This window comes from Bradyrhizobium oropedii (assembly GCF_020889685.1).
Lineage (GTDB): Bacteria > Pseudomonadota > Alphaproteobacteria > Rhizobiales > Xanthobacteraceae > Bradyrhizobium > Bradyrhizobium oropedii.
In genome coordinates this window covers 1-26722 of record NZ_JACMYO010000119.1, presented here as the reverse complement: position 1 = coordinate 26722, position 26722 = coordinate 1, and the positions used below count along the sequence as shown (strand labels likewise).

Sequence of the window (26722 nt, the reverse complement as noted above, 5' to 3'; positions counted from 1 at the left end):
CCACCGATCTGGTCCGCACGCTCGCCGCCGACATGGAGCGCTCGCTGTCGATGGCCGGCTCCGCCACCGCGGAATCGATCACCGCAGGCGCGCGTGAAGCCCAGAGCACGCTGGTCAATGCCTCGACCGACGCTGCCAGCAAGGTGTCGACGCTTGCCGCCGACATTCAGCGCGCACTGTCGATGGCCGGTTCCGGCACCGTCGAGGTGCTGACGGCCGGCGCCCGCGAGGCGCAGAACACCCTCGTCACCGCATCCACGGAGGCCGCCAACCACGTCAAGTCGCTGGCAGCCGATGTCGAGCGCACCCTGACGTCGGTCGGCACCAACACCGCCCAGTCGATCATCGGCAGCGCCCGCGATGCCCAGACCTCGTTCGTGGCAACGTCCAGCGAGGCCGCAGCCCAGATGCGCGCGATCTCCGTCGAGATCGAACGCTCGCTGACCACGACCAGCGCGGAGACTGCGCAGACCATCCTGAGCAGCGCCCGCGAGGCCCAGAGCTCGTTTGCGGCGACCTCCGCCGATGCCGCCGCCCAGATCCGCACGCTCTCGACCGACATCGAGCGCGCGCTGGGTTCGGTCACGGCCAAGACCACCGACAACATCCAGACCTCTGCGCAGAACGCACAGGCCGCACTGATCACCATGTCCAACGAGGTCTCGACCAAGGTGAAGACGACCTCGGCCGACATCGAACGTTCGGTGCTGTCCGCCTCCAGCGCATTCGGCTCGGCGATGACCGGCAAGACCGACGAGATCGTCACCTATGTGCAGCAGCAGACCGAGCGTCTGTCGCAGATGGTCGACGGCCGCCGCGGCTCGCTGGTCGAAGCGCTGACCGCCAAGACCACGCAGCTTTCGGCCGACATGGATCGCGCCACTGCGGACGCGCTGAAGGCGATCGAAACCCGCGGCCTCGCCTTCTCGCAGTCGATGTCGGCGCATGGCGGCGACGTCGCGCGCAACATCACCTCGGCCGGCGACCAGGCGACCGGCGCGGTGTCGAAGTCGCTCAAGGAACTCGAGCAGGCCTCGCGCGCGGCGATCGACCAGTCGCGCCAGGTCTCGATCTCGGCCGTCACCGAAATGCAGGAGACCAGCAAGATCCTGCGCACCGACACGGTCGCGCTGTTCGAGCGGCTGCGCGAGGGCAACATCCTGCTGCAGGAAGTGTTGACCGGCGCCCACGACAACCTCAACTCGCTGGAGCGCGCGCTGGTGACTCGCGTGGCCGACTTCGTGTCCGCCATGAACGACGTCACCTCGCGCAACGGCGTGGCGACGCAGACGCTGGAAGACCAGCTGACGGTGTTCAACAGCAAGACCGGCAAGGCACTGGAAGATCTCGGCGCGCTGTCGAGCCAGTTCGAGACCCATGGCAAGGCGCTGATCGATGCGGCTGCCGTGGTCGAGCAGGCCAACCGCTCGACGACGGCCTCCGTCAGCGAGCGCAAGTCGGCGCTGGAATCGCTGGTCACGACCATCGACCTGCGCACCACCGATCTCGACCAGCGGCTGTCGCGCTTCACCGGGCTGCTCGATGAATCGCTCGGCGCGGCCGAGGAACGCGCCCGCGACATCGCGCGCGTGGTGGCGGAGACCGCAGGCGCCGGTTCGGCTGCGATCAGCAGGCAGTTCGAGGCGGTGCGCCAGGCGGCCGAGAACGAGCGTCAGCAGACCGTCGATGCGATGAACGACCTGTACCAGCAGAGCAACGCCGAGACCGATGCGATGTTCAAGGAATCGACGGAGAAGTTCTCCGCGATGGTCACGGCGATGAAGCAGATGGCGAGCGAGATGCACAGCGAGCTCGAGGCCACCCGCAACGAGCTGCGCCGCGGCGTGCTGGAAATGCCGCAGGAGGCTGCCGAGAACACCGCGCAGATGCGCAAGGTGATCGTCGACCAGATCGAGGCGCTGGCCGAGCTCAACCGCATCGTGGCCCATCACGGCCGCGGGCTCGACGTGGTCTCGACCAACCGCGCCAGCGTCCGCCACGAAGAGCCGGTGATGGCTGCTGCCGCCGGTGGCCGCGGCGACGTGCGCATGCGGGACGACGCACGCATGCGGGACAATGGCAACAGCGCTTCGACGCTGCCGCCGCCCGATCTCGGCATGGCATCGTCGCGCCGCACCGAGGCCCCGTCGGTCAGCCCGGCGAGCCCCAACAACGGCGACGGCTGGCTGTCCGACCTGCTCAACCGCAGCGACGCACCGCCGCCTGCCCCGCAGGGCCGCGATGCTCAGCAGCGCCCGCGTCCGCAACAGCAGCCGGCCGCCAATCCGCTGGAGTCGCTGTCGCTCGACATCGGCCGGCTGATGGACCGGACGCTTGCGGCCGAGATGTGGGATCGCTACCAGCGCGGCGAGAACAAGGCGTTCTCCAAGCGCCTCTACACGCCGGCCGGCCAGAAGGCGTTCGATGAGGTGGCTCGCAAGTACCGCGCCGACCGCGGCTTCAAGCAGACGGTCGACCGCTACATCGCGGAATTCGAGCGCCTGCTCGATGAAGTCGCCCGCGACGGCCGCGGCCAGCAGGAGCTGAGCAGCCACCTGACCTCGGAGACCGGGCTGGTCTACACCCTGCTCGCCCACGCTGCGGGACGGCTGGGGTGAATTAGCGAAGTGCGCGAATAGCGAGTGGCGAATAGCGAATGGAAAACGGAGGCCTCACGGCCTCCGTTTTGTTTGGGCTAGCTAGCTGAAGCGCAGACTGCACATCTGCAATCGCGCGCTGGCACCAACCACCGTCATTGCGAGCGAAGCGAAGCAATCCATTGTCACCGAGCGCTGGGAAGCATGGATTGCTTCGCTTCGCTCGCAATGACGGTTCTGGCGGGCAGGAAAACTATTCGCTATTCGCCACTCACCACTCGCCGGCTCACTGCCGCCGCCGCGGCCCCGGCGCTGCCGGAGCCGGCGCCGGCTCGGGTGCGGCGTTGTTGCTGCCGCCGAAGATCACCCGGCTCGGGTTGCGGTCGAAATTGTTCACGGCGCGGCTGATGTCGGCCAGCGTGCGGCGGCCGTCGTTGATCAGGAGATTGGTCCGCTTGTCGACGTTGTCGGCGAGCTCGCGGATCGACTTCACCATCAGGTTCAGCTCGCTGCCATTGTTGCCGCCGGCGATCGCGTTGAGGCCCAGCATCAGATTGTCGGCCTTGCCCATCACGCCGTCGACCTTGAGCATGACGTTGTCGATCTTCTCGGAATTGCGCGCCAGCGCCTGGGTGAAGACCTCGAGGTTCTTCAGCGAGTTCTTCACCGACTGCTGATTGTCGGCGACGATGCGGTTGACGTTCTGCAGGGTGGCGCGGATCGCCTCGGTGACGTCCTGCAACGCGTTGGGGTCGGCGGTCAGAACCGGGATGCCGTCTTCATCCAGCGGCACCGGCGGGGCGGCCTCCTCGCCGCCCTTCAGCGAGATCGCGGCGACGCCGGTGAGGCCCTGGAATTCGAGGCCGACCAGGGTGTCCTTGCGGAGCGGTGCGTTGTTCTCGATCATCGCCAGCGCGACCACGCGCCGCGGGTTGTCGAGCTTGACCGAGACCACTTCCCCTATCCGGATACCGTTAAAATTGACGTTGCCGCCGTTGCGCAGGCCCGATGCCGGCCCCTCGAAGATCACCCGCAAGGGGCTGCGCTGCTTGGTGGTGTGCAGGCTCTGGAACCACAGCACGAAGCCGAACGCAGCGGCAATCACCGCCAGCGTGAAAGCCCCGATCAACACGTAGTTCGCCCGCGTTTCCATCAATTGCTCGCGTTCATCGCTCTTGAATTACTCTTGAATTACTCTTGGGCTCTCGCGCAGCCGGCCTGCGTTCGAGCCCGTCGAATTCCTGTTGGCGCATGATCTCGTCGGAAAACCGGTCTCCAGTTTCGGGATCATGAGCTAGGCCACAACGGCTCGGGCGCGCTTGCCGTTGAAATATTGCTGCAGCCATGGATGCTGCGATGCCTTCATGTCGGCGATCGATCCTGCAGCAATGATCTTACCGTTCCCTAAAACGGCGATACGGTCGCACGCGGTGTAAAGACTGTCGAGATCGTGGGTTACCATGAAAACGGTCAGCCCCAAAGTACGCTGCAGGGTGCGCACCAGCTCGTCGAAATCGCCGGCGCCGATCGGATCGAGGCCCGACGTCGGCTCATCGAGAAACACGAGCTCGGGATCGAGCGCGAGTGCGCGCGCCAGCGCGACGCGCTTGATCATGCCGCCGGACAGTTCCGACGGATAGCGATCGGCGACTTCGGGCTTCAGACCGACCATCACCAGCTTCGCCACCATGATCTCGTCGAGCAGCCGCTGCGAGACGCGCAGATATTCGCGCGCCGGAAACTGGATGTTCTGGCGCACCGTGAGCGAGGAGAACAGCGCGCCCTGCTGGAACAGGATGCCCCAGCGCCGCTCGACGGCGCGACGCTGCGACGAGCTCGCTGCGTCGAGATCGACGCCGAACACTTCGATGCGGCCGGAGACCTTCGGCACCAGGCCGATGATGGTGCGCGTCAGCACCGACTTGCCGGCGCCCGAGGGGCCGACGAAGCCGAGAATCTCGCCGCGCTTGACGTCGAGGTCGAGGCCGTCGAGCACGCGCGTGTTGCCGAATTGAACGGTAACGTCGCGGACCCGGATGATGGCGTCGATGTCCCGCTCCGCCATGATCACATCCCGATCGAGGCGAAGAAGATCGCGAACACGCCGTCCATCACGATCACGAAGAATATCCCTTTCACCACCGACGCGGTGGTGTGCTGTCCGAGCGATTCCGCCGAACCCTGTACCGCCAGCCCTTCGACGCAGGCGACGATGCCGATCACCGCCGCCATCACAGGCGCCTTGACCATGCCGACGATGAAATGGTCGATCGATATGGCATCACGAAGGCGGAGCAGGAAGGCCTCCGGATCGACGCCGCCATAGAGCCACGCCACCAGGCCGCCGCCATAGAGCGCGGCCATCGCGCCGAGGAAGGCCAGGATCGGCAGCGCCAGCACCAGCGCCAGCATGCGCGGCAGGATCAAAACCTCGATCGGATCGAAGCCCATGGTGCGCAGCGCGTCGATCTCCTCGCGCATCTTCATCGAGCCGAGCTCGGCGGTATAGGCCGAGCCGGAGCGGCCCGCGACCATGATCGCGACCAGGAGCACGCCGATCTCGCGCAGCACCAGCACGCCCAGCATGTCGACGACGAAGATGTCGGCGCCGAACCTGCGGAAATGGAAGATGCCCTGCTGCGAGATGATGCAGCCGATCAGGAAGGTGATCAGCACCACGATCGGCACGGCGCGCAAGCAGACCTGCTCGAGGTGATGCACCGTCGAGGTGAAGCGGAAGCTGCGCGGATGGACCAGCACCTTGGCGGCCGCGGCCAGCACTGCGCCGAGCATGTCTACGAGGCCGATGATCGTGCCGCCGATCCCGGCCACGGTGCGCCCGATCTGCTCGAACATGACCGATATCAACAGCGGTTCGCTCGCGGCCTTGGGCGCAGGGCCGACACGGCGGACCTCGTCGACCAGGCTGGAATAATTGGCGGAGAGGCCCGCGATCTCAGCTTCCGCGCTGGCATCGCTGAGGCTGCGGCGCAGCCGCTCGATCAGCCACGCGCCGAACGTGTCGAGGCTCGCGACCTGCGACACGTCGATGAAGATGTGGGGACGGCTGCCGCGCAGCTTCTCGGCGTCGGAGACGATCCGCTCGAGCGCGGGTGCAAAGCGGGCCGTCCAGTTGCCCGCCGCGCACAACGCCAGTCCTTCGCCTTGGGCTATCCGCTCCAGTGTCGGGTCGCCGCTCACCTTTTGCCTACCCCTCAAGCCGGCTGGCCGCCGCTCACGCAGATCTCCGGCGACGCCGGATCGGCTTGTCGAATCTGTCACTAACCAGCCATAGTTGGTTGCGCGTCGCAAGCTACGGTTCAGGAAATAGTAGACTTTAAAATGACTTCCACCCCTCCCGGAGCTATTTCCCTGACCGGTCGCATCGAGCACTGGCCGATCGCGGGGACCTTCACGATCAGCCGCGGTGCCAAGACCGAGGCCGTTGTCGTCGTCGCCGAGGTGAGCCAGGGCGGCCTCATTGGCCGCGGTGAATGCGTGCCCTACCCGCGCTATGGCGAAACGCCCGAGGCGACGCTGCGGGCGATCGAGGCGATGCAGGAGGCGCTCGCCGACGGCATGGACCGCATTGCCCTGCAGGCCCGGATGCCTGCCGGCGCCGCCCGCAATGCGCTGGATTGCGCGCTGGCGGATCTGGAGGCCAAACGCGCCGGCAAGCGGATCTGGAACCTGCTCGGCCGCCCCGCGCCGGAGCCGCGCACCACCGCCTATACGATCTCGCTCGGCACGCCCGAGGCGATGGCAGAGGCCACCACCAAGGCTGCCCACCGTGCGCTGCTCAAGATCAAGCTCGGCGGCGATGGCGACGGCGCGCGGATCGCCGCCGTGCGCAAGGCGGCACCGGCATCCGAGCTGATCGTCGACGCCAATGAGGCCTGGACCGAAGACAACCTCGCCGCCAGCCTCGCGGCCTGTGCCGATGCCGGCGTCACGCTGATCGAGCAGCCGCTGCCGGCGGGCAAGGACGAAGCGCTGGCGCGGATCAAGCGCCCGGTTGCGGTCTGCGCCGACGAGAGCGTGCATGACCGCGCCTCGCTCCAGGGCCTGCGCGGCCGCTACGACGCCGTCAACATCAAGCTCGACAAGACCGGCGGACTGACCGAAGCCCTCGCGATGGCCGATGCCGCCCGCGCGCTCGGCTTCGAGATCATGATCGGCTGCATGGTCGCGACCTCGCTTGCGATGGCGCCGGCAATGCTGATCGCGCAAGCCGCGCGCTTCGTCGATCTCGACGGCCCGCTGCTGCTGGCCAGGGACCGCGACAACGGCCTGCGCTACGAGGGCAGCCTGGTCTATCCGCCCGACGCCGCGCTCTGGGGATAATGGACTCTCTTGTTTGACGCGTTTTCTTAGCGCGAACCGGTGCCCACTTCGCTTGAAAACGCTATGAAGCGCCTGCGCGACAACCACATCACGAGCCCGCCGATGGCCGCCATGGCGGCCATCATGTCGTAGACGCCGAGGCCGAAGCGCGCATAGACCATGCCGCTGACGATCGCCGTGGTGCTCGCGACGATGCCGCCGCAGGCGGTGAGATAGCCCTGCGCGCGCGCCATCACGTGAACCGGCACGTGATGCACCATCAGACCCATGATCCCGACCTGCGTCAGGCCGAAGCTCAGCCCGTGTCCGAGTTGGACCGCGGCAAGCACCGCAAGCGGCGGATCCTGCGCGGTGATCGCCCAGCGCGCCACGGCGCTGGCGGCCGCGATCATCACCAGCGTCGTCGACCGTAGCGTGAAGCGCGGCGACAGCGCAAACAGCACGATCTCGGCGATCACGCCGAGCACCCAGAGGCAAGCGATCGTCAGGCCGCTGAAACCGGCCTGCCGCCAGGCAATCGATGCAAAGATGTAGTAGGCGCCGTGGCTGCCCTGGATCAGCGCCGAGGACACGATGATGGCGAGGAAGGCGGGATCGCGCAGCAGCTTTCGTGCACCACCGGTCGACGCCGCGTTGCCCGCCGGACGGCCGAGCGGCCGCAGCATCAGCGCGACCACCGCACTCAGCACCGTCATGGTGGTGATGATCCAGATCAGATCGACCTCCGCGACATAACGGAGCGAGAACCCGCAGACGAGTGCGCAGACCGCGAACGCGGCCGAGCCCCAGAGCCGCAGCGGTCCGTAGCTGAGGCTGTATTGCCTGACGCCGCGCAGCGCATAGGCGTCGGTGAGCGGGATCGTCGGCGTCCAGACGCAGCAGGTCAGCGCATAGACCGCAAGCACCAGGAACGGCTGATGCCGGGTGCCGATCAGGACAAAGCCGAACGCCGTGGCAAAGCTGGTGGCAACGATCGCGCCGCGCAGCATCTGGCGGCGCTCCGCCGCGGCGGTGACCAGCGGCAGCACGGTGAAGCGCGTCACCGGCGGCACCGCGGTGATGATGCCGATCCAGGTGGCATCGATGCCGATCGCCTTCAGCCACACCGTGAAGAACGGCAGGTGGACCCCGGTCACGCCGAACAGCGTGGCATAGAATGCCGCGAGGCTGCGCGCGAATCGCCGCGATGCGACTTTTGCTGCAATGGGGATTTGTGATTCGGAAGACATCAATTCAATTGCGATTCGCGCGATATCGTGGTGATCGTTAGCGTAACGCGCAGTGATTTGCGCGGAGAGATTGTGATGGCCGAAGAAGCATTCGCCCTGTCGCCGATATCCGCCCGCGCGGCCCTGCCGAGCGAGGAGGACTATGCTGCGATCAGCGCGGCTTTCATGGAAACCTCGCGGGGCCGCTGGTTCCTCGGCGAATACGCCAAGCGCAACCGCAATGCGGACACCCGCATGGTGCTCGATGCCGTGGCGCGGATCGAGGAGAGCCTCAGCGCGCAGCGGCAAGCCGCCGCAGCGGCCATCAGGGACGAGCAGCTGGCGCAGGCGCTGGCCGCCCTCCGCGGTGCGATCGAGGCAACCCAGGCGTCCGCCATCGCATCGCTCGACGGCCTCAGCTTCGAGCAGACCCTCGCGCCGGTGCGCAAGGGCGTGCGGGTGATTCGGGAAATTTCCTGGCGGCTGCGCGAGATCGGCAATGACGGCCGGATCTGCGACATCATCGATTCGCAGGCCAGCGCGATCGAGGCTGGTGCCGCGCAGGTCTCGATGGACGACGCCAAGGCCGTGCTGGATGCCGGCTTCGCGGCGCTCGCCCGCCGGCTCAGCGAGTTCGATCCGGACAAGGCCGCGCCCGCGGCCGCACCAGATGTGGCCGAGGCTCCGGTTGCGGAACCACCCGCAGCGGCCCCCTCGCCGCCACAGGCGGCTGATAGCGCTGCGGCCGAAAGCGCGGCCCCCGATGCCACGATCGCGGCTACGCCGTCAGCGCCGCCCAAGGAGGCCGCTGCGACGCCGCCTGCTGAACCTGCTCCGGCCGCAATACCGGAGCCGAGCGAAGCATGGATCAAGGCCGAAGCCGCACTGGCCGAGGCCGAAGCCGCAGAGCTTGCCCGCGTCACCGATGAGGCAGCCGCCGACGCGCAGGACGAAGCAGTGCTCGACCTCATCGCGATGGAGATGGGCGCGCCCGATCCGATCGACGAAGAGGCGATCGCAGAAGAAATGCGCGCCGCCGAGGAGATGCGTGTTGCCGAGGCGATGGCGGCCGAACCTGAAATGGTTGCACCCGCAATTCAGCCCGAGCCTACGCCGGCGCCCGAGCTGAAGGTGGAGATCAAGGCCGAGCAGCCAATGCTCGCTGCGGCAGCGCCGATTGCCGAGACTACGGCGGTTGCCGAAGCGCCAGCCCCCGCACCGGCGCCGCTCCCGCCGGCCGTTGAGGCGCCCCCTGCTCCCGCAGCAGAAATCTCGCTCGGCTCGACCATCATCGCCAGCGGCCTCCTGAAGAAGCCGAGCGTCGCGGCCAACGATCCGCTCGCGCCGATCCGCCGCATGAGCCAGGCCGAGAAGATCGCGTTCTTCTCGTAGGCGCGATCCAATGCCCGACGACACCGACACGATCACGCTTTGGCGCCCCGTGGGACCCCAGGAGCTTGCGCTGATCGAACAGAGTGGCATGCGCGGCTTTCCTCCGCGGCTTCCCGATCAGCCGATTTTCCATCCGATCCTGACGGAAGAGTACGCGGCAAAGATCGCGCGCGATTGGAACGTACCTGCAAGCGGCGCCGGATTCGTCACGCGGTTTCAGGTCAAGCGAAGCTTCATCGATCGCTATGATGTGCAGGAGGCCGGCGGCCGCGCACATCTCGAATACTGGATCCCCGCGGAGGACTTGCCGGCGTTCAATGCTGCGATCATCGGTCCAATCGAGATCATCAGCCGCTTCCCTTGAGGCAGCTTGCCTCCCACTGACCAGCCGCGCTGCGTGACCTAGCTCACGTACCGCGGCCGCATCCGCGCCTAGCCTCTCTGCGACCGGTCCTGCACCGGGTCAGCCTGGGAGCGCGCCATGGTCCGCCTGAAATCCATGATGATATCGGCCGCATTGCTCGGCCTGTTGAGCCTCGGTGCGCCCGGCACTGGATTTGCCGAGACCGGCAACATCACCGTCGGCAACGCAGCGCAGATGCCGGCACAATCCGCCGATCAAGCCGCTTCGCCGGCGACGTCTGCTGCGGCGACACCGGGCACGTTGCGCGGCCCCGAGCAGCGCGTTGCGCTCGTGATCGGCAATGCGAACTATGAGAGCGCACCGAAGCTCGCCAATCCCGACAACGATGCGCAATCGATGGCCGAGCTGTTGAACTCAGCCGGCTTCGAGGTGATCTCCGCAACCGACCTCAGGCAGCGCGACATGATGAGAGTGCTGCAGGATTTTTCCGACAAGGTCGCCGCGCGCGGCCCCAACACCGTCGCGATGATCTATTACGCCGGCCACGGCGTGCAGCTCGCCGGCGAGAACTATCTGATTCCGGTCGACGCGAAGATCGCAACGCCCTCCGACCTCGACGGGAATGCGGTGCGCCTGGTCGACGTGATGGGCACGCTCGAGAACATCCCGAGCCGGATGCGCATCGTGGTGCTCGACGCCTGCCGCAACAACCCGTTTCCGAACGTCAACGATGCCGGCCGCGGCCTTGCCGTCGTCGACGCGCCGAACGGCTCGATCGTCGGCTATTCGACCGCACCCGGCATGGAGGCGCAGGACGGCAACAACGGCCACAGCCCCTACACCAACGCCTTCCTGCGCCTGGCGCGCGAGCCCAATCTGCCGATCGAGCAGCTGTTCAAGCGCGTTCGCCTCGAGGTCAACTCGACGACCGACGGCCGCCAGACGCCGTGGGAAAGCTCGTCGCTGACCTCCGATTTCTACTTCTTCGGCGACACGGCCGTTGCCTCGGCCCGTGCGCCAGCGAACGGCCCGGTCGTGCAGATGGCCTCGAACCTGCCGAACCGCTCGGTGCGGCAGGCCTATGACTTGGTGCTGTCGGAAGGCCGGCCGGATTATTATGAGGAGTTCATCCGGCTCTACCCGCGCGATCTGCTCTGTGACCGCATTCGCTTCCTGCTGACGAACTGGCTGCAGGTCGCTGCCTGGCACAAGGCGGTGCTTGCCAACACGCCGTTCGCCTACAAGACCTTCCACGACAATTTCGCTGGCAGCCCCTACGCGCAGCAGGCCTTGAAGTTGCAGGCGCAGCCGAAAGTCGTGCCGTTGATGCAGTTCACGCGGCTGTCAAATCATCAGGCATTCCAGCCGATCAATGCAGGCGCGCAAAGCGCGATCGGCAAGATCGTGACCATGCCCGCGCCGGGAGCGAAGCCGGTCGGGATGGCGAACTCAATCGGCAAAGGCAAGATCGCGAGCCTTCCCGCGGCGAATGCCGGCAAGACTACGTCGAACCCGATCATGAAGGGCAACGGCAGGCAGCATGTCCGCGCCGAGCGGCAGAGCACGCCAGTCAACCGGATGAGATCAGGCGGCGGCCAGACCGCCTTCCATTCCGGCTCATCAGGTTCGCATTTCAGCGGAATGGGCGGCGGCCATGGTGGCGGCTTCAGGCACTGATCCGCAGCAGAAAGAAACTGGGGCAGAGCGATCATCGCCCTGCCCCCGCTTCTTTTCAAAAAGTGCTGGCGTCAGGCGACGAGCTTCGCGAACAGGTCGGCGTCGACATTGCCGCCCGAGAGCACGATGACGACGTTCTTGCCCTTGGCGTCGATCCGCCCTGCCAGCAGCGCCGCGAGCCCGATCGCGCCACCGGGCTCGACCACGAGCTTCAGCTCGCGATAGGCGAATGCCACGGCAGCACCGACCTCGTCGTCGGAGGCGCTGACGCCATTCGCGAGCAGCTTGCTGTTGATGGCAAAGGTGAGCTCACCCGGCATCATCGCCATCAGCGCATCGCAGATGGTGCGCGCCGCGGCCGGATGCGCCTCGCGATGGCCGACCTTGAGCGACAATGCGTGATCGTCATAGCCCGCGGGCTCGGCGACGATCACCTGGGCCTGCGGATATTTCGCCTTCACCGCGGTGGCAACGCCGGCGATCAATCCGCCGCCGGAAGCCGGCGCCACGACGATATCGGGCGTCAGCCCGAGCGCCGCCATGTCCTCGGCGATCTCGCGACCGGCGGTGCCCTGGCCCGCGATCACCAAGGGATCGTCGTAGGGAGGCACCAAAGTTGCGCCGCGCTTGCTGGCGATGCCGCTGGCGATGGCCGCACGGTCGTCGCGATCGCGATCGTACAGCACGACCTCGGCGCCATAGGACTTGGTCCGCTCACGCTTGGTGAGCGGCGAGTCCGCGGGCATCACGATGGTCGCCTGCATGTTGAGGATCTTGGCCGCCGCGGCCACACCCTGGGCATGGTTGCCAGAGGAGAACGCGACGACGCCGCCGCTCCGCTTGTCCTGCGGAATGGAGGCGAGCTTGTTGAAGGCGCCGCGGAACTTGAACGATCCCGTCCGCTGCAGCATCTCGGGCTTGAGAAAGACCTTGGTGCCGACGCGTTCGTTGAGAACGGGGAAGGTCAGGAGCGGCGTGCGCACCGCGAACGGCGCGACCACCCTTGCGGCGGCATCGATGTCCGCGGCAGCGACGGGTGGATTTAAGGTGGTGTCCGTCATCCGCAGTTTGTATCGCGGCGGAGCGCAGCCCGGCAAGACGCTTTAGCGTGAGTTTGTCTAGTGCGAGGTCGGCTGGGTGGCCGGCAGGGCCGCGAAATGGTGCTCTTCGGCACCGAATTCGATCGCCTCCCCCTCGCCGTCGGGCGCAGCGGGACGAACGTTCATGCAGCGGTCGATGAACACCCGGGCCGACGCCTGCCAGGTGTGGAGCGCGGCGAACTCGACGCAGGCCTGCCGCGGGATGCTGAGCGCCTCGAGGCAAGCATGGTGCAGATCCTCGTCGAGAACCCCGACCGGCGCAGAGCCGATCACGTCGCGGGGACCGGTGACCGGAAAAGCGGCAACCGGCAGGCCGCTCGCCAATGCCTCGAGCAGCACGAGGCCGAAGGTGTCGGTCCGGCTCGGGAAAACGAACACATCGGCTGCGGCATAGATCTCAGCCAATTCTTCCCCATGACGGGCGCCGAGGAACACGGCTTCCGGATATTTCCGCTCCAGCGCCGCCCGCGCCGGTCCGTCGCCGACCACGACCTTGGTGCCGGGCAGATCGAGATCGAGGAATGCCTCGAGATTCTTCTCCACCGCCACCCGGCCGACGCTGAGGTAGACCGGCTGCGGCAGGCAGAGATCGACATCGCGCGGATGGAACAGCGCGGTATCGACGCCGCGCGACCACAGCACCACGTTGCGGAAGCCGCGCTGGCGCAGCTCGGCCGCCAGCGCCGGGGGTGGCGGCCATCACCGCCCGGCTCGGCCGATGGAACCAGCGCAGCGCCCGCCACACCCAGGCCTCGGGGACGGGCGTCCGTGCCGAGACGTATTCCGGAAAGCGGGTGTGGAAGCTCGTCGTGAACGGCAGGCGGTGTCGGCGACAATAACGGCGGACCGAAAGCCCGATCGGGCCTTCGGTCGCGATGTGGATGCTGTCGGGCTTGGCCGCCTCGATCAGGCTTGCGACCTTGGCCTGGTAAGGCAGCGCCAGCCTGAGATCGCGATAGCTCGGCATCGCGAAGGTGCGGAACTCGTCCGGCGTCAGGAAGCTCACCTCGACGCCGAGCGATTTCGCCGCCTGTGCCATCATGGTCAGCGTGCGGACAACCCCGTTGACCTGGGGATGCCACGCATCGGTCGCGACCAGGATATGCGTCATGCAGCGCGTGCCGTCACTCGCGGAACTGGCGCAATCCGGCGCACCGGATCGGTCCAGGTGATGATCTCGAAGCTGCCGTCTTCATGCTCGGCGAGCGCGGTGCAGCTCTCCACCCAGTCGCCGCAATTCATGTAGCGGATGCCGTGCTCGTCATGAATCGTCGCGTAGTGGATGTGGCCGCAGATCACGCCGTCGCAGCCGTGACGCCGCGCCTCGCCCGCAAGCGTCGCCTCGAACGCGCCGATATAGTTCACCGCCTTCTTGACCTTCAGCTTGGCCCATTGCGACAGCGACCAGTAGGGAACGCCGAACATCTTGCGGAAGAAGTTGACGAACCTGTTCATCTGGATCGCGAAGTCGTAGGCCTTGTCGCCGAGATGGGCGAGCCAGCGCGCGTTCTGCACCACGAGATCGAAGATGTCGCCGTGGATCACGAGGTAGCGCTTGCCGTCGGCGCCGGTGTGAACGGTGTTCTCCACCACATCGATGCCGCCGAAATGCGTGCCGTAATATTTGCGCAGGAACTCGTCGTGGTTGCCCGGGACGTAGATCACCTTGGCGCCCTTGCGCGCCTTGCGCAGCATCTTCTGCACGAAATCGTTGTGGGTCTGCGGCCAGTACCAGTTCGACTTCAGCGCCCAGCCGTCGACGATATCACCAACGAGGTAGATCGTGTCGGCGTCGTGAGAGCGGAGGAAGTCCAGCAGGCGGTCGGCTTGCGAACCGCGGGCTCCGAGATGGACATCGGAGATAAACAAAGTGCGAAAGCGCCGCTCGGGGCTTTCTTCACTCAAGGAGTCACTTCCCATGCCTGTGCACCTAACAGATTCCTGTGACAAGGCGATGACGATCCCCGCGACCCAAGGCCCCACAAACAGTTAACGAGAATCAGCAGTACGCCCCTCCACTGCGGATAACAGCGGCGTGCGACAATCTGGCGACATGGGCAGTTGTGGCTGTGTCGAACAGGCGTCGTGTTGCCTGCACATCGCAGCGGAACAACAAGCGATTGAATATTTGGCACGTCGAATATGTAGCCCGGATGAAGCGCAGCGTGATCCGGGTCTTCGTCAGCGGATGATCCGCTCCTGGATTTTGGCGGAGCTGTCATCGGGCGCGCATCCGCGCGACCCGTTGGCTACATCCGGGCTACCGAGCTTCAATAATACTTGTGGAAGTGATGCACTGGCCCATGACCGTGGCCGACGGTGAAGCGATCGGCGGCGGCGATCGCTGCGGTGATCCACGCCTTGGCGTTGCGCACGGCGGTCTCCATCGCCTCGCCCTTCGCGAGCCCTGCTGCGATCGCCGACGACAGCGAGCAGCCGGTGCCATGCGTGTTTGATGTGGCGATGCGCGGTGCCGCGAGCGCGATGCTGCGCTCGCCATCGATCAGATAGTCGATGCTGTCCGCGCCGTGGCCGTGACCGCCCTTGACCAGCACCGCGCGACATCCCATCGCCAGCAATCGCCGGCCTTGTCGCGCGACGTCGGCCTCGTTCGAGGCGACCGGTTCGTTCAAGAGCGCCGCCGCTTCCGGCAGGTTCGGCGTGATCAGCGACGCCAGCGGAAACAGTTTGGTCCTCAACGCATCGACGGCCTCGGCGGCAAGCAGCCGATCGCCTGACGTTGCGACCATCACCGGGTCGAGCACGATATGGCGCGGCGCCCAGCGCTTCAGCCCATCGGCGATCGCTGCGATCGTCTCGGCCTGCGCCACCATGCCGATCTTGACCGCATCAACCTTGAGGTCGGAGAACACCGCATCGATCTGGGCGGTGACGAATGACGCCGGCACCGGATGGATGCCGCTGACCCCGGTGGTGTTCTGCGCGGTCAGCGCGGTGATGGCGGAGGCGCCATAGACCCCGAGCGCGGCAAAGCTCTTGAGGTCGGCCTGGATGCCCGCCCCGCCCGAGGAATCCGAGCCGGCAATGGTGAGCGCAACCGGCGTCATCTTGCAGCACCGGCGATCGACAGGAATGAGACCGTCACGATTGAGACCATAGGCCTGTCCTAGCCCGGCCGCCCATCGGCGGCAAGTTCGCCTGACTTTACCGCGAGTTGGCCCCCTCTTGCCCCCTTGCGTCGGCCGCCGGTTTTTGGCCTATAGTCGCGGAAATCCCCGGAGACGACTTTGATGGTTCCTTTCTTCGTCCAGATCAAATGCAAGCTCGGCCAGTCCTACACCGTCGCCAATGCGCTGGCGGAAGCCGAGATTGCGTCCGAGATCTATTCCACCGCGGGCAATTACGATCTCCTGGTCAAGTTCTACGTCGACCACGACACCGACATCGGCCATTTCATCAACGAGAAGGTTCAGGTGATCCCGGGCATCCAGGACACCCTCACCATCATCACCTTCAAGGCGTTCGGCGCGAAGTAGAGCATCGATCTTCGTCCCTGCCCAATTGGGAACGCGCGCCGCTAGGCGGCCGGCGCCGAGTCGATCAGCGCCTTCAGGAACGTGACGACGATCCGGCCGCTGCGACTCACTTCGCCGCCCCTCGACAGGAGCGCCATGCCGCGGCCCAGTGCGATGAAGCCGGTGGCGATCTCGACGGGATCGGCCGGCGCCTGCTTGCCGAGCAACTCGAACAGGCGCGAGACCAGCACGCCAAGGGCACGGCGGTGCTTGCGGTTGAGTTCGTTATAGCCTTGCGCGAATGTCGGACTGCGTAGCGCCTGCAATTGCAGCTCGATCGCCAGCACGGCAAACCCGGGATCCGAATTGGCGGTGGCAGCCCATTTTTCGAGGCCCGCCATCACCTTCGCAGGCTCGCTCGACGTCTGTCCCAATACGCTTTCGATTTTTGCTCGCTCCTCGGATTGGTGCCGCTGCACCAGTTCGAGGAGGATCGCCTCCTTGTCGGGAAAATTCGAATAGAACGCGCCCTGCGAAAATCCGGCCGCGTCGGCGATGTCGCGCACGGAGGCCTGCGCAAACCCCTTCTTGATTATCTCCTCGCGCGCAGCCTCGATCAGGAGGTTCTTCGTACGGGCCTGACTTTCCTCGCGATTTAGCCTTGGCAACGGATTGGGCTCCCGAATCTACAAATACCGATTGATTTTCAGATACCAAATGATATCTATTTTCAGATAGCAGTCGATATTTGTAAATCAGCGTGTCGGACGGACGCGCGAGGAGCAGCTATATCATGCAGAGCAGGCCATTGGACCGTACGCTCGCCATTCTGGCGGCGCTGGCGGCGTTGACTGTCGCCATCATGGTGGTCGGCATCCTCACCACCAGGGGTTCGCAGGACTTCTTCCAGAGCGCCCGCTCCGTCGAAGCCTATGCCGCGTATCTGGAGACCCCCCTTGTGCCGTTCGGCCTGCGGCTCAATCTCGGGCTCGACAACCTCTTCATGATCTTCTACGGCGCATTTTTCATCGTGCTGGCCGCCCGGCTGCGCGCGATCCTGGACCCTTACCTGCTGGGCACAGCGCTCGCCTCCTTGATGCTCACGCTCATCCTCGATTGCGTTGAGAACCATCACATCATGACGATGGTGCATGCGATCCAGAACGGGCTGCCGCTGTCGCCGGCCGATGGCGAGCTGCAGATGATCGCCTCCCAGGTCAAGTTTCACGCCAGCTATCTCGCAGTCTTGCTGTTCTCGTTCGGCTTCCTGCAATTCGGCAGGCTCGGCAGGACCATCGCGGTGGTGCTGTGGTGCTACATCCCCTTTGGTATCCTGATTTCGGTCACGCCGATGGAGCAGGCGAAAACGCTGGTCCTGGGACGGACGATCTTCTTCGTCTTTGCCTTCATCCTGTCCGCCGTCCTGTTCGCTTCACAGGCCCAAAACCACGCTCGGAACAGCCAATAACCAGCCCGGAGGATCCCCCGATGCCGATCACGATGGTCTCGATTGCCGGAAGAAGCCTGCTCGCATTGCTGTTCATCCTTGCCGGTGCAGCCAAGATCGCTGGCCCGAAGCCGTTCCTCGACCATATGGCGGCACACCATATTCCCGGCATGCTGCTGCCGCTGGTCATCGCGCTCGAGCTTGGTGCGGGTCTGGCTTTACTGATCGGCTGGCAGCCGTCATATGCCGCCGGCGCGCTGGCGCTGTTTTGCCTTGCGACCGCGTTCGGGTTTCACCTCGACCTCGCCGACAAGGCCGAACGGACGCTGTTCTTCAAGGACCTCGCGATTGCCGGTGGCTTGATGGTCATTGCCGCCGGTGCGTGGCGCGGATAGCAGGCCGCGCATCACCCGGCGCAATCAGGAAGGATCAGTCTTGTCCGCCTTGCGCACGGGCTTCGGCGGTCCCTCGACGGGCGGCAACGACTTGATGTACTCGGCGATCGCGTCGCGATCGGTCGACGAGAGCTGCGAGGTGTTGCGGATCACGCGCACCATCGATCCGCCGGCGCTATCGCCGTCCGGCGTCTGTCCGCTCTCGAGGAAATGGGCGACATCCTTCACACTCCAGTCCGAGAGCCCCCTCGGTGTGATGTTCGGCACCCAGCCTTCGCCCTCCGGATTCGGGCCGCCCGCGAAGCGCTGCGAGCTGATGATGCCGCCGAGGAAATTCCGCGGGCTGTGACACTCGGCGCAATGGCCGAGGCTGTTGACGAGATAGGCGCCGCGATACCAATGCGCCGAGCGGCTGGCGTCGGCGACGAACGGCTTGCCGTCCATGAACAGGAATTTCCAGACGCCGACATTACGCCTGATGTCAAAGGGAAACCGCACATCGTGGTCGCGCACCTTGCCGGCGACCGGCGGCAAGGTCTTCAGATAGGCGAACAGGTCGCGCACATCGTTGACCCTGGCGTGCTGATAGGACGTATAGGGAAACGCCGGAAAATAGTGCGTCCCCGACGGCGAGGTGCCCTTCATGACCGCGGTGACGAAATCAGCCTCGCTCCAGCGGCCGATGCCGTCGTTCGGGTCGGGCGAGATGTTCGGCGCGTAGAAGGTGCCGAACGGCGACGGTATCGCGAGCCCGCCGCCGAGCCTGGTGCGGTCATCCTGCTTCGGCACGGCATGACAGGAGGAACATCCCCCGGCATTGAACGTTGTGAGCCCGTTGGCCAGATTGGGCTGGTAGGCCGGCAGCGCGCTCGCAGCAACGGTCGCGGGGATCGTCAGCCACCAGTACACGCCAAAGCCGATCAGGCCGGCGAGGCCGGCCAGGAGAAGAATTCGTCGCAACATTCACCGATCCGTCATTGGTCGCTTCAGCGTATCGACCAGTATGATGACAAGCACTCGTACAAGCTCTCATCAAATTTGCCGCACCTCACGATCATTTTGGGAATAAATCGCCGAAGCGGCTGTTGAAGACTGCAACCGTCCTGTGACGTCAAAAGGGGAGAGAACCATGCCAAACAAGACCTTGCTAGCCACGCTGACACTCGGCGCCGCCATCGCCCTCGCCGGTCCGGCCTTCGCCGAGAAGCTGCACGCCAAGCTGGACGGCAAGTCCGAAGTACCCGCAAACACCAGCGCCGGCACCGGCACCGCCGACATCGACTACGATGCCGCCAGCAAGAAGCTCAGCTGGAAGGTGACCTATTCGGGCCTCTCGGGCCCGGCCACCGCCGCGCATTTCCATGGCCCCGCCGACGCCGGCAAGAATTCCGGTGTCGCAATCGCGATCTCGAACGCGACGTCGAGCCCGGTCGAAGGCAGCGCAACGCTGACCGACGCGCAGGCCGCCGACCTGCTCGCCGGCAAGTACTATGTCAACATCCACACCGCAGCCAACCCGGGCGGCGAGATCCGCGGTCAGGTGACGAAGTAACGAAATAACTCCAACAAGAAACGGCCGGCACAAAAAAGGGCGGACGGCTCACGGCGTCCGCCCTTTTGATTGACCGGAAGGCAATCAGCCCTTCTTGAGGCGATAGGTCTCGTGGCAGCCGCCGCACTGCTTGCCGATGACGGTCAGCTCCGCCTTCAGCGTGTCGACATCCTTGATCTTGCCCTTGGCATCAGTGACGGACTTGGCATAGCTCGCGATGTGCTGTTCGAAGCCGGCCTTGTCTTCCCAGATCTTCGGCCCGGCCGAGTAGTCGCCATCCGTCTTCAGTCCCTTGGAGCTTTCCGGGAACAGCGTCGGCAGCTTCTTGGCGGTATCTTCGAACTTCGCCAGCGCGGCGTCGACGGTTGCCTGGTCATAGGGCTTCTCGCCCTTGATCATGGCACCGAGCGCGCCGGCGTTCTTGCCGGTTTCCTTCATCTGGGCCTGGGTCAGCTTGACCTGATTCTGGTCGGCTACGACCGCACCGGCACTCAAGGCAAGCATCGCGGCAACGACGACAATCCGCTTCATCGGCAAAACCCCTCAATTCCGATCTGTCCCGGTCCGCAGGTGCGCGGCCGGTCTGGTTTGCAAACACCGCAGACGGAATCTTCATTCCGCCTGCGACAATTTATCAGAGATTATGGCGGCGCTGCGCCTCACGGACCGCGACCCAGACCCGCTCCGGCGTCGCCGGCATATCGATGTGGTCGATCCCGAACTCGCGATGCAGCCCCTCGACGATCGCGTTGACGATCGCCGGGCACGAGCCGATCGCGCCGGCCTCGCCCGCGCCCTTGACGCCGAGCGGGTTGGTCGCGCACGGCACGTTGTGGGTCTCGAACACGAAGGACGGACCGTCGGCGGCACGCGGCATCGCGTAGTCCATGAAGGTGCCAGTGACGAGCTGACCGTCGGTCGGGCTGTACACCGCCTGCTCCATCAGCGCCTGCCCGATGCCCTGCATCGCGCCGCCATGAACCTGGCCCGCGAGCATCAGCGGATTGAGCGTGACTCCGAAATCGTCGACGATGACGTAGTTGACGATCTTGATGATGCCGGTGGCGGGATCAATCTCGACTTCGGCGAGATGCGTTCCGTTCGGATAGGTGCCGTCGGCGCTCGCGAAGGTCGCGCTCGCATTCATTTTCGAGGTATCGCCGCCGGGACGCTTGGCGAGATCGGCAAAGCTGACCGAGCGGTCGGTGCCGGCGATGCGGATGCGGCCGTCAGCGATCTCGAGGTCGCCGGCGCCGGCTTCCAGCGCCTGCGCGGCGAGCTCCTTCAGCTTGTTGCCGAGCTCATGCGTCGCCCGCTGCACGCTGACGCCGCCGGACGGGATCGATGCCGAGCCCCCGGTGCCGAGGCCGGTCGCGATCTTATCGGTGTCACCCTGCAGCACATGGACGCGCTCGGGCGGCACGCCGAACTGCTCGGCGACGATCTGCGCATAGGCGGTCTGGTGGCCCTGCCCGCTCGACTGCGTACCGATCAGGATCGAGATGTCACCATTGGGATCGAGCGCCACATTGGCGGTCTCCTCGCCCATGGTGCCGCAGACCTCGACATAACTCGCCATGCCGATGCCCCGCACCAGGCCGTCCTTCTTGGCGGCCTTGGCGCGCTTCGGAAACTCCTTCCAGTTGGCGATCTCCATCGCGCGCTTCATATGCGCGACGAAATCTCCGGAATCGTAGACCTTGCCGGTCGCGGTCGTGTAGGGCAGCGACTTCGGTGGGATGAAGTTCTTCCGCCGGATGGCATCGGGCGTCATGCCGAGTTTTCGCGCGGCAGCATCCACAAGCCGTTCGATGACGTAGGCGGCCTCCGGGCGGCCGGCGCCGCGATAGGCATCGACCGGCACCGTGTTGGTGAACACGGTACGGACGCGGCAATGGAAGGCCTGGATGTCATAGAGGCCCGGCAGCATGCCGGCGCCGCCATGCGGGATATAGGGCGCGAAGGTCGAGAGATAGGCGCCCATGTCGCCCATCAGGTCGACATCCATGCCGAGGAATTTGCCGTCCTCGGCGAGCGCCATCTTCGCCGTGGTGAGATTGTCGCGGCCCTGCGCGTCGCCCATGAAATGGTCGGAGCGCTCGGCGGTCCATTTGACGGACTTCTTGAGCTTGCGCGCCGCGACCGCGATCAGCGCATATTCGCGATAGGGAAACAGTTTTGTGCCGAAGCCGCCGCCGACATCCGGGCAGATCACCCGCATGTTCTCCTTCGGCATCTTCAGGATCATGTCGCAAAGAATCTCGCGCAGGCGATGGCTGCCCTGGCTGCCGATCGTCAGCGTCAGATGATCCTTCCTGGCGTCGTACTCGGCGACCGCGGCGCGTGTCTCCATGAAATTGGTGATGACGCGCGGATTGACGATGGTGATTTCGGCCACCGCATGCGCCTTGGCGAACGCGGCCTCTGCGGCGCCCTTGTCGCCGATCGAGACGTCGAACAGCAGATTGCCGGGCTTGTCCGGCCAAACCTGCGGCGCACCCTTCTTCACCGCATTGACGAGACCTGCCACCGCCGGCAGCGGCGTCCATTTGACATCGATCGCCTCGATCGCATCACGGGCGTGATCGACGGTATCGGCGACCACGAAGGCGACGGCGTCGCCGACATGACGCACTTCATCCTTGGCGAGGATCGGATAAGGCGGCGCGATGAACGGATCGGTCTCGAGATTGAACAGGCACGGCAGGCCGCCGAGTTCGGCGACATCGGCCGCGGTCAGGATCAGCGCCACGCCGGGCATGCCGCGCGCCTTACCGGCGTCGATGGTGTAGGTCGCGTGCGCATGCGGCGAGCGCAGCATCAGCGCGTGCAATGCGGGAGACGGCGCGACGTCGTCGGTATAGCGGCCCTTGCCGCGAATCAGAGCGTCATCCTCCTTGCGCCGCACACTTTGTCCGACGCCGAACTTGATGGGAGCTGCCATCGTCTCTCCAATTGCCTTGGTTGTTTGTACGCATATTGGCGTGGTTGTCCGCGAAGCGCAAACCGCTTTCCGCCGCACGTGGCGCTATCACACGGTCGGCTCCTATGCATTTGATTTGACAGGCAAAACTATACGCGGCGCAGCGCGAACAGCCAGCCACGACCGAACAGCGTGAGGATCAGGAAGGCGTAGACGAAGGCGCCGACCGTGATCAGCAGCAGCAGGATCATTTCGTCGCGGAAGATCTGCATCGGGGCGAACCACACCACCGCGAAATGCGAGGTCAGCCACAATGCGATCGCGAGCAGCAAGCCGCACAGTGCGAAGGTGCCGAACGAGCGGATCAGCGCGCGATCGAGTTCGAGATAGCCGCGGCGGATGGCGAACATCAGCACCAGCAACAGATTGACCCAGGCGCCAACAGCGGTCGCGAGCGCGAGCCCGACCTGCGCCAGCGTGCCGACCAGCGCGATCTTCAGCGCGACGTTGACCGCGACCCCGGTCAACGCCGCCTTGACCGGCGTTGCGGTGTCCTTGCGGGCGTAGAAGGTCGCAACCGCGCTGCGGATCATCACGAAGGGAATGAGCCCGACAGCATAGGCCGCGAGCGTGGCGCCGGCGCTTGCGGCATCGGCCTTCGAGAAGGCGCCGCGGGCAAACATCGCGCGCATGATCGGATCGGCGACGGTCAGGAACGCCGCCACGAACGGCACCGAAAACAGCAGCGTGAAATCGAAGGCGCGACGCTGCGCGGCCATGGCGCCGGTGTGATCATCCGCGGTCAGGCGCCGCGACATCTCCGGCAGCAGCACGGTCCCGATCGCGATCCCGATTACGCCGATCGGCAATTGATTGAGGCGGTCCGCATAATAGAGCGCCGACAGCGCGCCCGCCGGCAGGAAGGTCGCGATGATGGTGTCGGCGAACAGCGCGACCTGCGTGCCCATCGAGCCGAGCGTCGCCGGCCCCAGCGCGCGGAAGAAGGCGCGGACGTCCTCGTCGAGCTTGAGCGGCGCGAATCGCGGCAGGCCGCCATGGCGCGCGAGGTCGCCGGCAAGCAGGAAGAATTGCAGGAAGCCCGAGATCAGCACGCCCCAGGCCGCAGCATGGCCGGCACTCGGGAAGAACGCTGCCAGCGCCAGCGTCATCATCATGGCGAGGTTGAGGAAGATCGGCGCTGCGGCGGCGCTGGCGAAGCGATGCATCACGTTGAGCATGCCGCCGTAGAGCGTCACCAGCGTGATCAGCAGCAGATAGGGAAAGGTGATCCGCGTCAGCTCGATCGCGAGCTTGCGCTGCGCGGCGTCTTCGGTGAAGCCCGGCGCAAGGAGGCTCATCGCCTGCGGCATGAACGCCATCGCCACCACAAGCAGGATCACCTGCGAGGCGAACAGCAGCGTGAAGATGCGGTCGGCGAACAGCCGCGCCGACACTTCGCCGCGCTCGCCATGGACATGGGCATAGGCCGGCACGAAGGCGGCGTTGAAGGCGCCTTCGGCAAAGATCGCGCGGAAATGGTTGGGCAGCCGCAGCGCCACGAAGAAGGCGTCGGCGACCGGCCCGGCGCCGAGGATCGCGGCGAGCATGATGTCGCGCGCGAACCCGGTGACCCGCGATAGCAGGGTATAGCCGCCAACGGTGAAGATGCGCCCAAGCATGGCTGCTTCTAGCGCATCATCACCCTAGGTCAAAATGACGTATCAGGCCGTTAACGATCTAGGCATGATCCAGCCCGAAAACCGGAAACCACTTTTCGGGATCATGCCTGTAGCGCGCTGCGCACAGCCGCGATGACGCGGTCCTGCGCCGCCTCGTCGAGATAGGGGTGCATCGGCAGGGCGATGACGTCCTTCGACAGCCGCTCGCTGACCGGCAGGCCGCCGTCGGCAACCGGATAGTGGCTGTAGGCAGTCTGCTGATGGACCGACTTCGGATAATAGATCATGGTCGGCACGCCCTGTGCCTTCAGGGCCGCCGCGAAAGCGTCACGATCGATGCCCTCGGACAGACGGATGGTGTACTGCGCCCATACCGAGGTGCAGCCCGGAGCAAGGCGCGGCACCGCGACGAGGTTGCCGAGCGCGCGCGAATAGCGTTCCGCCACCTTGTTGCGTGCGGCAATCTCGTCGTCGAAGATCTTCAGCTTCTCGAGCAGGATCGCCGCCTGCATGGTGTCGAGCCGCGCCGTGAGGCCGAGCCGCACGTTGTCGTACTTGTCCGAGCCCTGGCCGTGCACGCGGATGCTGCGCAGCGTGCGTGCGAGCTCCTCGTCATCGGTGAAGATCGCGCCGCCGTCGCCGAAGCAGCCGAGCGGCTTTGCCGGGAAGAAGCTGGTCCCGGTCGCGAGCCCGAAGGTGCCGAGCTTGCGGTTCTTGTAGGTTGCGCCGAAGCCCTGCGCGGCATCATCGAGCACGAACAGGCCCTCGGCCTCGGCGACTGCGGCGATCGCATCGTGATCGGCGCTCTGGCCGAACAGATCGACCGGGATCACGGCCACCGGCTTCAGCCCGCGCGCCCGCGCCGTAGCAATGCCGCGCTTGAGCGAATTGATGTCGATGTTGAAGGTTTCTTCGTCGACATCGACGAAAACCGGCGTCGCGCCGGTCAGCGTCACGACTTCGCCGGTCGCACAGAAGGTGAAGGTCGGGCACAGCACCGCATCGCCCGGGCCGACATTCTTCGCCATCAGGACCATCAGAAGCGCGTCGGTGCCGCTCGCACAGCTCACCACATGCTTGGCCCCGCTATAGTCCGCCAGCGCCTTCTCCAGCGCGGAGACTTCCGGACCATTGATGAACTGGCAATGGTCGAGCACGCGCGCGACCGCGTCATCGACGGACTTGCCGAGCCGCCGACGCTGCGCGGCGATATCGATGAAGGGAATGGGCTCAAGCTGCATATGCTGGTTCATGGAAGCTCTTTGCACGTGTTGAATGAATGACAATCAGCCAGTGAATGACGATCAGCCGGCGATGCGGCGCGGTCCCTTGCGCATCGTCGAGGCGGCAGGCCGGGCGGGCGTTTCCAGGCAGCGGATCGCGATCTCGAGGCTCGCCACACCTTCGTCGCCGGACACCGCCGGCAGCTTGCCGCTACGCACGGCATCCAGGAAGGCGATCAGCTCGGCGCGAAGCGGCTCGTCGTGACCGACCGGCAGATGACGCATCGAATAGCTGCCGTCGGGCTTGAAGCCGAAGCATTCGGTGACCTGACGCGTGAGCAGGTCGCCCATCACATATTTGCCGCGGGTCGCGACCGTCACGTTGCGCGCCTTGAACGGCGTCAGCCAGTTGGTGTTGATGTGGGCGAGCACGCCGGACTCCGTGCGGAACTGGAGCAGCGCGATGTCCTCGCGCTCGGCGACCGCGCTCGAGAGCTGCGGCTGCACCTCGACGATATCAGACTCGGTGAACCAGCGGATCAGGTCGATGTCGTGCACGGCGAGATCGATCACGACGCCGACATTGGACATCCGCGGCGGGAACGGGCCGACCCGGGTGATGCCGATCGACAGGATGTCCTCACCCGAGATCGCCTGCTTGATCGCGGCGACCGCCGGATTGAAACGCTCGACATGGCCGACCATCAGCGTGACGCCGGCCCGCTCGGCGGCAGCGACGATCTCGCGGCCTTCTTCAACCGTGGATGCGACCGGCTTCTCGACCAGGATATGGATGTTGCGTGCGATGCAGGCGAGCGCGATCTCGTGATGAAGGTGGGTGGGGGCTGCGATCGTCACCGCATCGATGCCCTCGGCGAACAACTGATCGAGGGTTTCAAAGGCGCGGCAGCCGACCAGGTCGATGGCGCGGGTACGGTGTTCCGGGAGCGGATCGACGATGCCGATCAGCAGGACGCCGGGCAGGCCGGCCAGCACGCGGGCATGGTTGCTGCCCATCACGCCTGCGCCGATCACGCCGACGCGCAATGCGCGGCCGATATCGGCCTTCGCGCCGGCTGCGGACACTTTTGCATTCATATCGTAGACCCCAAGTAACGTTCTGGCGGTTGTCCCGGCTTCTCAGGGAGCCCCACCGGCTCCGAGGAAATCAGCACCAAGGCCCCTCTTCCCGATCTGCGCCTTTGGCGCAAATCACTCCGCGTCGTTGGCAGCCGCTATAGCACGGTGTCACAAATGTGGCGAATGCCAACAACGAAATCCGGACACGTTTTGATTCAAAGAGTTACATCGCCCGCGCCCTACTTTCGAGCGCGGGAACCGTTCG

General features: G+C 65.3%; 22 protein-coding genes and 2 pseudogenes. 9 read left to right on the top strand and 15 right to left on the bottom strand.

Going from position 1 to position 26722, the window contains the following annotated elements; translation table 11 throughout:
- Window positions 1-2618 (top strand): annotated as a pseudogene (locus H8A95_RS28130) (apolipoprotein A-IV repeat region-like domain-containing protein); the annotation flags it as partial.
- A 265-nt stretch (window positions 2619-2883) separates the two neighbouring features.
- Here the strand turns inward: H8A95_RS28130 and H8A95_RS28125 are convergent.
- The 3 genes from H8A95_RS28125 to H8A95_RS28115 form a co-directional block, all read right to left on the bottom strand.
- Window positions 2884-3750: an MlaD family protein gene (locus tag H8A95_RS28125; protein ID WP_229186160.1), complete on the bottom strand. Its 867-nt coding sequence runs from the start codon at window positions 3748-3750 to the stop codon at window positions 2884-2886.
- A gap of 141 nt (window positions 3751-3891) precedes the next feature.
- Window positions 3892-4662, bottom strand: a complete 771-nt coding sequence (locus H8A95_RS28120) for an ABC transporter ATP-binding protein (RefSeq protein ID WP_229186159.1) — start codon at window positions 4660-4662, stop codon at window positions 3892-3894.
- Between the two features lie 2 nt (window positions 4663-4664).
- On the bottom strand, window positions 4665-5798 hold the full coding sequence (locus tag H8A95_RS28115) for an MlaE family ABC transporter permease (RefSeq protein WP_229186158.1): 1134 nt from the start codon (window positions 5796-5798) through the stop codon (window positions 4665-4667).
- Between the two features lie 141 nt (window positions 5799-5939).
- Here H8A95_RS28115 and dgcA point away from each other — a divergent pair, with 141 nt between their 5' ends.
- On the top strand, window positions 5940-6941 hold the full coding sequence (gene dgcA / locus H8A95_RS28110; protein WP_229186157.1) for an N-acetyl-D-Glu racemase DgcA: 1002 nt from the start codon (window positions 5940-5942) through the stop codon (window positions 6939-6941).
- 26 nt (window positions 6942-6967) lie between these two features.
- On the opposite strand, the gene H8A95_RS28105 is transcribed toward dgcA, so the two are convergent.
- On the bottom strand, window positions 6968-8170 hold the full coding sequence (locus H8A95_RS28105) for an MFS transporter (protein WP_229186156.1): 1203 nt from the start codon (window positions 8168-8170) through the stop codon (window positions 6968-6970).
- 75 nt (window positions 8171-8245) lie between these two features.
- Between H8A95_RS28105 and H8A95_RS28100 the strand changes: the two genes are divergently transcribed.
- The 3 genes from H8A95_RS28100 to H8A95_RS28090 all read left to right on the top strand — a co-directional run bounded on the left by H8A95_RS28100 (window position 8246) and on the right by H8A95_RS28090 (window position 11582).
- Window positions 8246-9541 carry a hypothetical protein gene (locus H8A95_RS28100; protein WP_229186155.1) on the top strand — a complete coding sequence of 432 codons (1296 nt, stop codon included), beginning with the start codon at window positions 8246-8248 and terminating at the stop codon, window positions 9539-9541.
- A gap of 10 nt (window positions 9542-9551) precedes the next feature.
- Window positions 9552-9905, top strand: a complete 354-nt coding sequence (locus H8A95_RS28095; RefSeq protein WP_229186154.1) for an ADP-ribosylation/crystallin J1 — start codon at window positions 9552-9554, stop codon at window positions 9903-9905.
- A 117-nt stretch (window positions 9906-10022) separates the two neighbouring features.
- Window positions 10023-11582, top strand: a complete 1560-nt coding sequence (locus H8A95_RS28090) for a caspase family protein (RefSeq protein WP_229186153.1) — start codon at window positions 10023-10025, stop codon at window positions 11580-11582.
- Between the two features lie 71 nt (window positions 11583-11653).
- Here the strand turns inward: H8A95_RS28090 and H8A95_RS28085 are convergent, their stop codons facing one another.
- From H8A95_RS28085 to thiD, 4 genes and pseudogenes are all read right to left on the bottom strand, one after another.
- Entirely contained in the window at window positions 11654-12643 is a 990-nt protein-coding gene (locus tag H8A95_RS28085; RefSeq protein WP_229186152.1) for a threonine/serine dehydratase family protein, read from the bottom strand.
- A 57-nt stretch (window positions 12644-12700) separates the two neighbouring features.
- Window positions 12701-13793, bottom strand: a pseudogene (locus tag H8A95_RS28080) (glycosyltransferase family 4 protein).
- Window positions 13790-14602, bottom strand: coding sequence for a UDP-2,3-diacylglucosamine diphosphatase (locus tag H8A95_RS28075; RefSeq protein ID WP_021078021.1), 813 nt, complete (start codon window positions 14600-14602; stop codon window positions 13790-13792). Before H8A95_RS28075 ends, H8A95_RS28080 begins: the two are co-directional and overlap by 4 nt.
- 350 nt (window positions 14603-14952) lie before the next feature.
- Complete coding sequence (gene thiD / locus H8A95_RS28070; protein ID WP_229186151.1) at window positions 14953-15750, bottom strand: bifunctional hydroxymethylpyrimidine kinase/phosphomethylpyrimidine kinase; 798 nt, start codon at window positions 15748-15750, stop codon at window positions 14953-14955.
- Window positions 15751-15933: 183 nt separating this feature from the next.
- Between thiD and H8A95_RS28065 the strand changes: the two genes are divergently transcribed.
- A complete protein-coding gene (locus H8A95_RS28065; protein ID WP_016845986.1) occupies window positions 15934-16179 on the top strand; it encodes an Lrp/AsnC ligand binding domain-containing protein in 246 nt (81 codons plus the stop codon).
- 41 nt (window positions 16180-16220) lie between these two features.
- On the opposite strand, the gene H8A95_RS28060 is transcribed toward H8A95_RS28065, so the two are convergent.
- Window positions 16221-16826, bottom strand: a complete 606-nt coding sequence (locus H8A95_RS28060) for a TetR/AcrR family transcriptional regulator (protein WP_163155347.1) — start codon at window positions 16824-16826, stop codon at window positions 16221-16223.
- A gap of 125 nt (window positions 16827-16951) precedes the next feature.
- Between H8A95_RS28060 and H8A95_RS28055 the strand changes: the two genes are divergently transcribed.
- A complete protein-coding gene (locus H8A95_RS28055) occupies window positions 16952-17626 on the top strand; it encodes a hypothetical protein (RefSeq protein WP_229186150.1) in 675 nt (224 codons plus the stop codon).
- Window positions 17627-17646: 20 nt separating this feature from the next.
- Window positions 17647-18000 carry a DoxX family membrane protein gene (locus H8A95_RS28050; protein WP_229186149.1) on the top strand — a complete coding sequence of 118 codons (354 nt, stop codon included), beginning with the start codon at window positions 17647-17649 and terminating at the stop codon, window positions 17998-18000.
- 24 nt (window positions 18001-18024) lie between these two features.
- On the opposite strand, the gene H8A95_RS28045 is transcribed toward H8A95_RS28050, so the two are convergent.
- Window positions 18025-18963: a c-type cytochrome gene (locus tag H8A95_RS28045; protein ID WP_229186148.1), complete on the bottom strand. Its 939-nt coding sequence runs from the start codon at window positions 18961-18963 to the stop codon at window positions 18025-18027.
- 166 nt (window positions 18964-19129) lie between these two features.
- On the opposite strand from H8A95_RS28045, the gene H8A95_RS28040 reads away from it, so the two are divergent.
- Window positions 19130-19552, top strand: a complete 423-nt coding sequence (locus tag H8A95_RS28040) for a CHRD domain-containing protein (protein ID WP_229186147.1) — start codon at window positions 19130-19132, stop codon at window positions 19550-19552.
- Between the two features lie 84 nt (window positions 19553-19636).
- On the opposite strand, the gene H8A95_RS28035 is transcribed toward H8A95_RS28040, so the two are convergent.
- The 5 genes from H8A95_RS28035 to H8A95_RS28015 form a co-directional block, all read right to left on the bottom strand.
- Window positions 19637-20083 (bottom strand): c-type cytochrome, encoded by a 447-nt coding sequence (locus tag H8A95_RS28035; RefSeq protein WP_163155353.1) that lies wholly within the window; start codon window positions 20081-20083, stop codon window positions 19637-19639.
- Window positions 20084-20186: 103 nt separating this feature from the next.
- Window positions 20187-22496, bottom strand: coding sequence for a xanthine dehydrogenase family protein molybdopterin-binding subunit (locus H8A95_RS28030; protein WP_229186146.1), 2310 nt, complete (start codon window positions 22494-22496; stop codon window positions 20187-20189).
- 128 nt (window positions 22497-22624) lie between these two features.
- Window positions 22625-24154, bottom strand: coding sequence for a murein biosynthesis integral membrane protein MurJ (gene murJ, locus H8A95_RS28025; protein ID WP_229186145.1), 1530 nt, complete (start codon window positions 24152-24154; stop codon window positions 22625-22627).
- Between the two features lie 101 nt (window positions 24155-24255).
- Window positions 24256-25407: a DegT/DnrJ/EryC1/StrS family aminotransferase gene (locus H8A95_RS28020; protein ID WP_229186144.1), complete on the bottom strand. Its 1152-nt coding sequence runs from the start codon at window positions 25405-25407 to the stop codon at window positions 24256-24258.
- Between the two features lie 51 nt (window positions 25408-25458).
- A complete protein-coding gene (locus H8A95_RS28015; RefSeq protein ID WP_163163345.1) occupies window positions 25459-26475 on the bottom strand; it encodes a Gfo/Idh/MocA family protein in 1017 nt (338 codons plus the stop codon).
- Window positions 26476-26722: the final 247 nt, after the last annotated feature.